Origin of the sequence: Humidesulfovibrio sp. (assembly GCF_030689645.1) — a bacterium.
In the GTDB taxonomy this organism is placed as follows: Bacteria; Desulfobacterota; Desulfovibrionia; order Desulfovibrionales; family Desulfovibrionaceae; genus Humidesulfovibrio.
In genome coordinates, this window is record NZ_JAUYFU010000032.1 from 23,776 (window position 1) to 35,102 (window position 11,327).

Sequence of the window (11,327 nt, forward strand, 5' to 3'; positions counted from 1 at the left end):
CACAAAGGTATTTTGAAAGAGTCTAGACAATGACGTGACGGATAATGGTTCGGAATAATATGCTTTTTGTTAGTTGGCATCGCCCATGCATGTTGCGGCGCAAAAGGGAATGTTTTTTCGAACAAGGAGGTTTACGTCATGTCTTTGGTGATCAATCACAACTTGATGGCCATGAACGCGTCCCGCAACCTGGGCACCGCGTACGGGGCCCTGTCTACCTCGACTGAGCGGCTGTCCTCGGGCCTGCGCGTGAACACCGCCGCAGACGACGCCGCCGGTTTGGCCATCCGCGAACTCATGCGCGCGGACATCAAGAGCATGAACCAGGGCGTGCGCAACGCCAACGACGCCATCTCCATGATCCAGACTGCGGACGGAGCGCTGGGCGTCATCGACGAGAAGCTCATCCGTCTGAAGGAACTGGCCATGCAGGCCTCGACGGGCACCTACTCGTCTGACCAGCGCCTCATGATCGACTCCGAATACCAGGCCATGTGCTCGGAAATCACGCGAATCGCCAACGCCACCGACTTCAACGGTATCCACCTGTTGAACGGGCATCTTTCGGGCGGCGCCACCTCCCACAATGGCACTGGCATCGAAGCCGTGGGCGCGCTGAAGATCCACTTCGGCTCCGGCAACGATTCCTCGGAAGATTACTACTACATCAATGTCGGCTGCTCCACCGCCTCGGCCTTGGGCCTTGGTCAGCTTGCCACCAGCAAGAACAAGTACACCGACGCGCAGATCAATGCCGAGCTCGACCTTACGATCAGGGCGAAGATGATCGCCGAGAACAACGCGGGCAAGAGCATCTCCACCCAGGAGCTTGCGCAGCAGGCGTTGGAGGCCATCAACCAGGCCATCATCTCCAAGGACAAGGTTCGCGCCGCTCTGGGCGCCATGCAGAACCGTCTGGAAAACACCATCACCAATCTCACAATCCAGGCGGAAAACCTGCAAGCCTCGGAATCGCGCATTTCCGATGTGGACGTGGCGACGGAAATGACGGAGTTCACCCGTCAGCAGATCCTCGCGCAGTCCGCCGTGGCCATGCTTGCTCAGGCCAACAGCCTGCCCAAGATGGCGCTGCAGCTCATCCAGGGATAGTAGGGCGCGGCCTAAGCGCCGCAGGCAAGACGCACGCTGTCAAACGGGCCGGAGGGGGAAATCCCTTCCGGCCCGGTGCGTTATTGGCGTCAGGCTCAGGCTTGGGCGCGGGAGAGGTCCGTGATGGCGTTGTGGGCGGCGGCCTGCTCGGCCTTCTTAAGGCTTGGGCCCGTGGCGCGGAAGCGCTGGCCGTCGGGCAGCAGCACCTCCACCACGAAGACCTTATGGTGTTCTGGTCCGCTTGAGTCCACGAGGCTGTACACCGGCCTTTCCCGGTAGGTATCCTGGGTCAGTTCCTGCAGACGGCTCTTGCAGTCCTTGCCGCCGGGCAGGGCCGGGCTTGCGGGCCACAGGGGATCCAAAAGCTTCAGCACAAGCGTTTGCGCCGCCTCGAAGCCGCCGTCCATGAACACCGCTCCGAAAAGCGCCTCCAGGGCGTCGGCCAGCAGGCTGTCGCGGCCGCGGCCACCTTGGGACTCCTCGCCGCGGCCCAGCAGCATGCGCTGGTCCAGGCCCAGGCTGCGCGCCACCCCGGCCAGGGTGCTGGTCTTCACCAGCCGCGAGCGCAGCTTGGTTAACAGGCCCTCGTCGGCATCGGGGAAGCGGCGGTAGGCTTCTTCGCTGACGCAGAGCTCAAGCACTGCGTCGCCCAGAAATTCCAGACGTTCGTTGGAGAGTTCCGGGCGGCCCTTCTCGTTTGCCCAGGAACTGTGCGCCAGAGCCAGCTCCAGCAGCTTGACTTGCTTGAAACGATAGTGGATATCATCCTGTACCGTCGTGAGATTCTCGTCCACCCAGCCCTCCGGAAGGCCACCCATATGTCCCAAATCCAGTCCCTTGCCGCGCTTTTGTCCCCTGCTTCCGTGGCGGTGGTGGGGGCTTCGCGCAGCCGGTCCAAGGTGGGCGGCATGGTGTTGGCCAATCTTGTAGCCGCAGGGTACAGGGGGGGTGTCCATCCCGTCAATCCCGCCGCCGCCCTGGCAGGGGAGACTTTGGCAGGCCTGACGCCGCTGGCGTCCTCGGAAATGCTGCCGGAGGGCGTGGATCTGGCCGTGGTCTGCCTGCCGCGGGCGCAGGCCCTGGCCGAGGTTGAGGCCCTGGCTGCGCGCGGGGTGCGGGCGGCCATCGTGCTGGCGGCGGGCTTCCGCGAGACGGGCAGGCAAGGGTTTCTGGCCGAGCAGGAGCTCACGCGCATTGCGGAGCGTGCCGGGATGCTGCTTCTCGGCCCCAATTCCCTTGGCCTCATCAACACCGCATGCAACCTGAACGTGAGCTTTGCCGCTGGACACCCCAAGCCCGGCGGAGTGTCGTTTTTTTCCCAGTCCGGGGCCATGTGCGTTTCCGTGCTGGATTGGGCCATGAGCCTGGGCCTGGGCTTCGCCAAGTTCGTGAGCCTGGGCAACAAGGCCCGCCTGAATGAGGCCGACGTGCTGCGGGCCCTGGGCGACGACCCGGACACCAAGGTCATTCTTGGCTATTGCGAAAGCGTGGAGGACGGGCAGGAATTTCTGGCCGCCGCGCGCGAGGTGACTGCGAAAAAACCCGTGCTCATGCTCAAGGCCGGCATCACTCCGGCTGGGGCGCGGGCTGTTTCGGCCCACACGGGCTCGGCTTCCGGTTCGCCCGCCGCCTACCGCGCGGCCTTCCGCCAGGCGGGCATCGTTCATGTGGAGGAAATGGCCAGCCTCTTCGGCCTGGCAGAGGCCTTCGCCTCCCTGCCCCTGCCGGGCGGCCCCGGCCTGGCCATCCTGACCAACGCGGGCGGTCCGGGCGTTCTGGCGGCCGATGCCTGCGCGCGCACCAGCCTGACCCTGCCGCGCCCGGCTGCGGCGACCCTCGCCAGCCTGGGCGAGGTCCTGCCGGGGTTCGCGTCGCTGTACAATCCCGTGGATGCGTTGGGCGACGCCGGGGCCGCACGCTACCGCTCGGCCCTGTCCATCCTTTTGTCCGACCCGCAGATCCACAGCCTGCTGGTGCTGCTTACGCCCACGGCCAAGTCCGAGCCGCTGAAAACCGCGCGCGCTGTCATCGAGGCCGCGAAAGGGCCGGACAATCCGCAGGCCAAGCCAGTGGCCGCGTGCTTCATGGGCGGGACCCTGGTGGCGCCTGCACGGGAGGCCCTTCTGGCGGCAAGCATTCCCTGCTACGATTTTCCAGAGGCTGCGGTGGAGGCGCTCTCCGCTCTGCATGACCAGCAGGTCTGGCTGCGGGGCCGCCCGGCGCCGCCCATGTCCTGCGAGGCCCAGGACGCCTGCGACGCCCCCTGGGACGACGAGGCCGTGGCCATCGTAGAAGCCGCCCACGCCCAGGGGTTGCTTGAGCTTGGCGGGGTGACGGCCCTGGAGGCCGCCCACGCGGCTGGGCTGCCCGTGCTCACCACCGGCCTTGCCCGCACCAGCCGCGAGGCCGTGCGCCTGGCCCGGGAGATCGGCCTGCCCGTGTCCCTGCGCCTGGCCGTGCGCGAGGGCGGGCCTGGAGCAGCCTTGGCGCTGCGCGAGAGCGAGGCCGCGCGCTTCGGTCTTCTCGCCGATGATGACGCGGTGCGCGGCGCATTTTTAGCCCTCACCAGCCGTGCGGCGCGCACAAGGCCGGACGCAAGCGTCACGGGTTGTCTGGTGCAGGCCGCTGCGGGAGCGCCGCGAAACGGGTTCGAGCTGGTGGCCGGCTTCACGCGGGATGCCCAGTTCGGGCCGCTTTTGTCCTTTGGCCTCGCGGGCGTCGGGTCCGAACTTTTGGGCGACGTGTCGTACCGGCTTGCGCCCTTGACCCCGGGGGATGCCCGCGAGATGCTGCGCGAGATGCGTTTTTATCCGCTTTTGCGCGGGGCCTGCGGCGGTGCGGTGGTGTCGCTTGCGGCGCTGGAGCGGCTGCTGCTGGCCGTTGCGCGCCTGGCGTTGCGCGCGCCAAGGCTGGCCGGGGCGCAGTTCGCGCCCGTGCTGGCCGGGCCAGAGGGCGTGTTCATCGCCGGGGCGCGGCTCACTTTGGGTTAGCCTTTGGGCGGACGCTGAGATATTTTTCGATCAAACGCGAAGGAGGGCGCCATGCCCGGACTCTACATCGGCTCCACTTCCGGCTATTCCGGCAAGAACACAATCACCGTGGGCCTGGGCCTGGGCTTCCAGCAAGCCGGGCTCAAGGTGGGCTACATGAAGCCCGTGGGCGCCATGCCCCTGGAGACCGAGGCGGGGCTGGCCGACGAGGACGCGCTTTTTGTGCGCGCCGCCCTGGGGCTGGCCGAGGACCCGGCCCATACGCCAACGGCCATGACCCCTGTGGTGGTCACCCAGGATTTCAAGGTGGACGCCTTTGAGGGGCGGCTGCCCGGCGTGGCCGACGGCGGCCTGGTGGCGAACATCAAGAGCGCCTACGAGGGGCTGGCCAAGGGCCGCGACCTCATGCTGGTGGCTGGCAGCGGCAGCATGTATTCCGGCAAATATTCCGGGGTGGACGCCATCAGCGTGGTCAAGGCCCTGGGCATCCAGAGCGTGGTCATCGACCGCTTCGAGAAGGAGTTGAACTACGACCTGCTGCTGGTGCTGAAGGAGCAGCTGGGCGACAATCTTTCCGGCGTGATCCTGAACGACGTGCCCCCGCCGTTTCTGGAGGAGGTGTCGGGACACCTCGCGCCCTTCCTGGAGGCGCGCGGCATTCCGGTGCTGGGCATCCTCCCGCGCGACCCGCTCATGGGCTCCATCACCGTGGGGGACCTGGCCCAGCGCCTGGGCGGCAAGGTCATCAGCGCGCACCACCGCACCGACCGAGTGGTCTCGCAGTTCCTCATCGGCACCATGCAGGTGGAGAACTTCATGCTGCACTTCCGCAAAAAGAAGAACGCCGCGGTCATCGTGGGCGGCGACCGCGCCGACGTGCAGCTTGTGGCCCTTGAGGGCGACTGCCCCTGCCTGGTGCTCACCGGCAACCTCTACCCCAACGACGTCATCCTCACGCGTTCCGAGGTTCTGGAGACGAGCATCATCATCGTGCGCGAGGATACCTTCACAGTGGCCAAGAAGATGGAGAACCTGCTCACCCGCCACAAGATGCGCGACGCCGTGAAGGTGCGGCAGGGAGCGGAATTGGTTGCCAAGCACCTGCGCATGGACGTGCTGCGGCAGAGCCTTGGCCTATAGGGCCGCGTTGTAAGGTGTATGGAGGTAGGCTTTCGGGCCGGGAGGACTGCATGCGAAAAAAGACCGTCACATGGTTCGTCGCGGTGGCGCTCACCTTGTTTTGCGCCTTTGAGGCCATGGCCCAGGGAGGGCTCCTGCGCGCGCAGCAGACCGCCCTGGCGAAGGTGACCGGGATCAAGGTGCTGGCCGTCGGCACTTTCTCTTCGACTGTGGAGAGCCGCGCTTATACGCCCAGCGTGGCTGACGGCATCCGCGACCAGGCGCGCGACTTCACTCTGGCGCGGCACGGCGCGGCGGCGGAAGCCAGCCTGGATGTGGGCATCGGCCTGCGCTACCAGCTCACCGGCAGCCCCAAGGGCGCGGCAGTGGTGGTGGACGTGGTGGTGGAACACCCGCAGATTGTGAACCCGGACACCCAGTTGCCCATGACGCACTCGACGGCGCAGTTCGAGCGGGTCATCGGGGAGGTGGAGCACAGCGTGTGGAATTTCGACACCCAGGCCGACCTTGTGCCCGGCGAGTACGTCATTGAGATTCTGCACAAGGGCCGTCTGTTGGCCCGGCAGGCCTTTCAGGTGACGGTGAAGCCGTAGCCTTCAATCCCCCCGCGCCGGGCTTGCTTCAATCCCGTTGCTTCACGTTTTCGCGCCAGGCGTTGGCCCTTGCGCAGCAGCCCTGGCCCACAAAAAGCGGGGCCAGGTCCACGCCCGCAACCGGGCGCACTACCAGATCGCAAATATAGCGCGCGCCGGTCCACCTCAGGGCCGGGCAGCGCTTCGTGTGGCCGAAGGCCTGGTGCGACACCTCGCAGGGATTGTCCAGGCAGCACCAGCCGCAGCCCACGCAGTCAAGGGGCGGCAGGCCGGGATCTTGCGGGGAGAAGAAGCCGTCGTCCAGGGGATCGGCCAGGGGCTCGCCTTGGGCATGGGCCGCTGGAACGGGCAGGGCGTCGGCGCGCGGGTCCAGTTGTGGGGCATCTGCGTGGCCTGGCGGCGGAGAGGTTGGCGAATTGTGCTGCGGTTTGGTCATGGTGCGAAAAAGATACGGCAGGCCGGGCGGGAAGGCAACCGGAACGCCGGGCCTCAGCGCAGGGCGTCGGTGCGGCCTGTGATTCTGGATGCCGTGGACTTGCCCGGCAGGAACGTGGTTTTGAGGAACGCCGGGTCCAAAAAGCGCATGGGGTTGTCCACGGTGCCGTCGGGCAGCAGGTGGTACCAGCGGTAGCCCAGGGCGTGGAAGTGCGCGCGGGCGCACGGCAGGTGCCCAAGCTCCCGCGCGGCGGCCAGGGCTGCATCGCGCTGGCAGCGTGAGGTGGCCACAGGTCCAAGCAGGCGCGGGTGGAATCCCCGCCGGATCAGAACGCTCTTGAGCCGCAGATACTCCCGGTGCCGACAATAGCCGTCGGCCACGCACAGGAGAGCCAGGCCCAACCAGCCCGAGGCGGGCAGGGCCAGTCCCAGCCCGGCCAAAAGGGCGCCGTTGGCCAGCAGGTCCAGGCTGTACATCGCGATGTCGACCCCCAGCAGCGCAGAGATTGATCCCGTTGCATGGGGCAGCGGGGCCACGCGAAACAGATATTTGTGGGCTGCGCGCGCAAGATTGCACAAACGGAGCAGGCTTGTCTGCGGGGCGTTCATGCTTGGGCTACTACAGCAGGCGGGCCAGCCGGGCAAGGGCGTAGCGCCTGCCGCGCAGGCGGGTTCCAACCGCATTGCGAGGGGGGTGTTTTGTTGTTATTCTCCCTCTCAACGCGGCGTCAGGGCCGCTTGTCGTCGTCACGCGGAGTTCCCCCAATGCAAACGAATTCGCCTTTTGCGCCCTTCCTGCCCGGCGGGCGAGCGCCCATGGACACCCTTCGCCGACAGGCGGAGCTGGCCGGAACATTGAACGCCAGCGGCGTGCTGGACCTGCTCCCTGTCATCGTCATGGTGCTGAACCAGGGACGCGAGATAGTGCTGGCAAACCAGAATCTGGCCAGGTTGGTGGGCCGTCCTGCGGCCAGCCTGCTGGGACAGCGCGTGGGCGAGGTTTTGGGTTGCGACCATCGCCGCGCCACCCCTGACGGCTGCGGCGTCACGCCGTTCTGCTGCCACTGCGGCGCTGCCCAGGCCATCCTGAAAGGATTGGCAGGCGGACAGGATGTGCAGGAATGCCGCATCACCCGCGACGATCGCGAGGTCATGGACGCAGCCAATTATCAGTTCTTTTCCACGCCGCTCACCCTCGCCGGGGAGAGCTTTCTCTTCGTCACCATGCTGGACGTCTCCTTTGAGAAGCGCGTGCAGCTTTTTGAGCGCATTTTCTACCACGACGTGCTGGACACTTCCTCCGGCATCCACGGTCTGTGCGGGCTTTTGGCCGGACAGGTAAGCGGCGACCTGCGCGACGACACGGAGATCCTGCTCGGCGCGTCCTCACGCCTGGTGGACCAGGTTCTGGCCCAGAAGCAGTTCTCCGCGGCTGAAAGCCGCGAGGTGGAGGTGCAGCCCGTGAAGCTCGGCACCCGGCTCATCCTTCTTGAGCTTGCGGACTTTTTTCGTCGGCAGGGCGTGGCCGCGGGCAAGCATCTTGTGGTGCACCCGGAAAGCGCGGATGGGTATTTCGAGACGGACAAAAATCTGCTGTACCGCATCATGGCCAACCTGACCAAGAATGCGCTGGAGGCCTCGGGGCAGGGCGAAACCGTCACCCTTTCTTGCGGCCTCAGGCCCGGCGGTGTGTTTTATCGCGTGCATAATTCGGGCGTTATGGAAGATGCCGTGAGGCTGCAGCTGTTCACCCGATTCTTTTCCACTAAGGGGCAGGGGCGCGGTCTGGGCACATACAGCGCGCGCCTGCTGACCGAAGAGTACCTGCGCGGGCGGCTGGAGATGCGCTCCGAGGCCGGAGTGGGCACGGAGTTCACCGTCACGCTGCCTGAGCGTCTGGGTTAACCTCTGCCGTTTGCCGGGCGGAGCTTGTGCCGGGCGTTGACGCTTCCGGTCGATGAGGGATAGATGATTCCTGTGCCCGGCGTGATTTTGGCTGGAGCTGTTGCCCCGGCATGTGATGATGCTTTGCGCTCGGTGCATTCTTTCTTTGAATTTTTCGTGGAATGGGATAGTCTGTCGGGTATGAGGTGAAAATGGTCACGCCACATGAGCAAAACCCCCTGAGCGGGCTGGATTCGGTCCAGGAGACCCTGGCGCGCCTTGGCGTGGAGAATAATGCTGACTGGATGGCTGTTGTGCTTTTTGCCCGCAATCTCGTTTCGGCTATGGACCTCTTCACCGAGGACCAGAAAGCTCAGCTCCAGGCCATAGTTTTTGAGCAGATGGCCAAGCGGCCCCTGGATCGTCGGCGCTTCATGCGCATCGTGAACTCCATCCAGAACTTTGTGCTTGAAAATCAAAAAATGACCGACCTGCGCAGCCAGCTTGCGACGGAGCGCCAGGGCTTTAACGCCTTGTACCATGAAATGTCCAAGGTCGTTGTGGAGGTCCAGGAAAGCATGGCCGCGCGGGAGAGCAATATCCAGCGCCTGGGGGCGGACACGGAAAAAGGCATCGTCGAGGCGGATTCTCCGGCCGAGGTGCTGCGCCGCCTGCGCGGAATGATCTCCGACATGGTGAGCCAGGCCAGGGACGAGGCGCGCTCCTGGCAGGAGCGCGCGCGCCAGCTGGAGCACACCGCCAATTTTGATCCGCTGCTTTCCGAGCTTTACAGCCGCCGGGCTTTGGACGCCCAGCTTACAGCCGCATTGGAGCGCTGCCGCCGGAACAACATTCCGCTGTCGCTCATGTTCCTTGATGTGGACAATTTCAAAATCATCAACGACACTCATGGGCACCAGGTAGGCGACGGCGTGTTGCGGGTGCTTGCGGCCATTCTCTCGGCCCACGCGGTGCAGTTTTCCGGCTATGCAGCGCGCTTCGGCGGCGAGGAGCTGGTGGTGCTGTGCGAGGGGCTTGATGAGGCCAGCGCCTTGTTGCGCGCCGAAGGCATCCGCCAGGATGTGGCGAGGTGCCCTTTTGTCCCGCACCTTACAAGTCCGGAGGCCGTGCCGCCCCTGCAGGTGACGGTGAGCATCGGCGTGGCCCATCTTGGGGCGCGCCAGTCGGCCTCGGATTTGGTCCTGGCGGCGGATCAGGCCATGTATGCGGCCAAGGCCCAAGGCCGCAACCGCGTGGTGCGGTATAGCTCCCTGGCGACATCCCGGACCGCCTGAACGATTCTGCCCAATCGAAGAGAGCCGACAACCCCGCCAGACTGGCGGATACTCCCAAGGATAGATGATGCCACGAGTGCGATCCATTCAGATGCGTGTTTTGTTGTGGGGCTGGGGCGTGCTCATTGCCGGCTTGGCCCTGGCCTTTTGGCGCTATAGCTCCACTCTGGATGATGAGACTGCGCGCGACTTCGAGCGTGACACCCAGGCCAAGCTTGAGACAGTGCAATGGCTCCTTGACCGCAGCGGGCCCTTTAAGGAGCCCCGCGACCGCCAGGACTTCCTGCACTCGCTGGCTGGCAGCATGGGTATGCGAATTTCCCTCATCGAGGGCGGGCACGTGGTTGCCGATTCAAGCGTGCCGTACGCCGAAGTAGGCAAGCTGGAGGACCACTCCTCACGGCCCGAGGTCATCGCCTCCCTTGGGGGCGAATTGGGCCAGGCCACGCGCCACAGCGCGACCCTTGACCGCGACATGATCTACATGGCCAAGAAGCTGGTGAGCAATGAGGGCGCGCCCGACACGGTGCTGCGCCTGGCCGCCCCGGTAAGCCAGGTGCGCATGCACCTGCAGCGCATGCGCTGGACACTTTTGGCTGCCATGGTGCCGCTCCTGCTTGGCTCCGGCGTTCTGCTCTGGCTGCTCACGCGCACCATCACCTCGGGCATCGCCCAGTTCACGGAGGCCGCACAGGCAATTGGCGACGGCGACTACCGCCGCAAGATCCTGTTCTATCCGGCGGCGGAGTTTCAGCCCCTGGCCGAGGCCATCAACCGCATGGCCAAGAAGATCAAAAAGAACGTGAAGGTCATCGAGAACCAGCGCGGCGAGCTCTGGGCCATGTTCGAGGGCATGATCGAAGGCGTCATGGTGCTCGATTCCGGAGGCCGCATCCTGCACGTGAATCCGGCGCTTTCGGGGATATTCCCACGTGCCCACGAGTTCATCGGCCGCGCTCCGCTTGAAGCCACCATGAGCCTGGAGATCCAAAATATCGTGGACTCCATCATGGCCGGCGAAACCAGCGAACGCGTGAACCGCCAGATCGAACTCAAGGACCGCCATTGCGCCGAGATGACCGTGGTGCCCTTCCGCGACCACAAATACCGCCCGCGCGTCATCCTGGTGTTCCACGACACAAGCGAGCAGAAGCGCGTGGAGCGCGTGCTGCGCGACTTTGTTGCCAACGCCTCGCACCAGTTGCGCACGCCGCTCACCAGCATCCGCGGCTACTCCGAGACCCTGCTCGACTCGCCCCCGGCTGAGGCCGAGAAGCGCCGCGAGTTCCTGGAGATCATTCACGCCAACGCCGTGCACATGGCCAAGGTCATCGGCGGCATGTTCGCTCTGGCCAAGAGCGAGCGCGACGGCAAGCGTCCGGCTGACCTCTCGGCCAGCGTTGCGCAGGCCATGGACCACGCTCTCAAGAACGCATCGTTTGCGGCCCAGGAGAAGAACATCGAGCTGGTGCTGGCCCCCCTGCCGGAGAACCTGCCGCCTGCCGCAGCCGATCCCGACGGGCTTTTGCAGATCATTGAGAGCATCGTTGACAACGCCATCAAGTATTCGCCCGAAGGCACCAAGGTCACGATCGAGGCTGTGAGCGACGGCCCGAGCGTGACCCTGCGCTTTGCCGACGAGGGGCCGGGCATCACGCCCGAGAACCAGAAGCGCATCTTTGAGCGCTTCTTCCGCGCCGATGGCAACGGGGTGGATGGCGCGGGAAGCGCTGGACTCGGCCTGGCCATTTGCAGGCACATCGCCCGCAACTACGAGGGCGAGGTCTACGTTGATTCGCCGACGAATCCCGAGTCCGACACCGGCAGCGTGTTCACCGTGCGCCTGCCTGCCGCCTAAGGATTACGCAATCCGGGCATGG

General features: G+C 65.1%; 10 protein-coding genes. 7 read left to right on the forward strand and 3 right to left on the reverse strand.

What is annotated here, in order from left to right:
• Window positions 1-138 precede the first annotated feature (138 nt).
• Entirely contained in the window at window positions 139-1,110 is a 972-nt protein-coding gene (locus Q8O35_RS05195; RefSeq protein ID WP_305571348.1) for a flagellin, read from the forward strand.
• Window positions 1,111-1,205: 95 nt separating this feature from the next.
• Here Q8O35_RS05195 and rnc read toward each other — a convergent pair whose 3' ends face one another.
• A complete protein-coding gene (gene rnc, locus Q8O35_RS05200) occupies window positions 1,206-1,904 on the reverse strand; it encodes a ribonuclease III (RefSeq protein WP_305571350.1) in 699 nt (232 codons plus the stop codon).
• 24 nt (window positions 1,905-1,928) lie between these two features.
• On the opposite strand from rnc, the gene Q8O35_RS05205 reads away from it, so the two are divergent.
• The 3 genes from Q8O35_RS05205 to Q8O35_RS05215 are packed head-to-tail and all read left to right on the forward strand — an operon-like array spanning window position 1,929 to window position 5,833.
• Window positions 1,929-4,100, forward strand: a complete 2,172-nt coding sequence (locus Q8O35_RS05205; RefSeq protein ID WP_305571352.1) for an acetate--CoA ligase family protein — start codon at window positions 1,929-1,931, stop codon at window positions 4,098-4,100.
• Between the two features lie 51 nt (window positions 4,101-4,151).
• The gene (locus tag Q8O35_RS05210) at window positions 4,152-5,240 is read left to right on the forward strand and encodes a phosphotransacetylase family protein (protein WP_305571354.1); all 1,089 of its coding nucleotides are present in this window, start codon (window positions 4,152-4,154) and stop codon (window positions 5,238-5,240) included.
• 50 nt (window positions 5,241-5,290) lie between these two features.
• Window positions 5,291-5,833 (forward strand): DUF3859 domain-containing protein, encoded by a 543-nt coding sequence (locus Q8O35_RS05215; RefSeq protein WP_305571356.1) that lies wholly within the window; start codon window positions 5,291-5,293, stop codon window positions 5,831-5,833.
• 28 nt (window positions 5,834-5,861) lie between these two features.
• Here Q8O35_RS05215 and Q8O35_RS05220 read toward each other — a convergent pair whose 3' ends face one another.
• Together Q8O35_RS05220 and Q8O35_RS05225 are read right to left on the reverse strand one after the other, a co-directional pair.
• Window positions 5,862-6,269: a hypothetical protein gene (locus tag Q8O35_RS05220; RefSeq protein ID WP_305571358.1), complete on the reverse strand. Its 408-nt coding sequence runs from the start codon at window positions 6,267-6,269 to the stop codon at window positions 5,862-5,864.
• Between the two features lie 53 nt (window positions 6,270-6,322).
• The gene (locus Q8O35_RS05225) at window positions 6,323-6,877 is read right to left on the reverse strand and encodes a hypothetical protein (protein WP_305571360.1); all 555 of its coding nucleotides are present in this window, start codon (window positions 6,875-6,877) and stop codon (window positions 6,323-6,325) included.
• Between the two features lie 156 nt (window positions 6,878-7,033).
• Here Q8O35_RS05225 and Q8O35_RS05230 point away from each other — a divergent pair, with 156 nt between their 5' ends.
• From Q8O35_RS05230 to Q8O35_RS05240, 3 genes are all read left to right on the forward strand, one after another.
• Window positions 7,034-8,173 carry a PAS domain-containing sensor histidine kinase gene (locus tag Q8O35_RS05230; protein ID WP_305571362.1) on the forward strand — a complete coding sequence of 380 codons (1,140 nt, stop codon included), beginning with the start codon at window positions 7,034-7,036 and terminating at the stop codon, window positions 8,171-8,173.
• Between the two features lie 191 nt (window positions 8,174-8,364).
• Window positions 8,365-9,447, forward strand: a complete 1,083-nt coding sequence (locus Q8O35_RS05235; RefSeq protein WP_305571364.1) for a GGDEF domain-containing protein — start codon at window positions 8,365-8,367, stop codon at window positions 9,445-9,447.
• 67 nt (window positions 9,448-9,514) lie between these two features.
• Complete coding sequence (locus Q8O35_RS05240; RefSeq protein ID WP_305571366.1) at window positions 9,515-11,305, forward strand: ATP-binding protein; 1,791 nt, start codon at window positions 9,515-9,517, stop codon at window positions 11,303-11,305.
• Window positions 11,306-11,327: the final 22 nt, after the last annotated feature.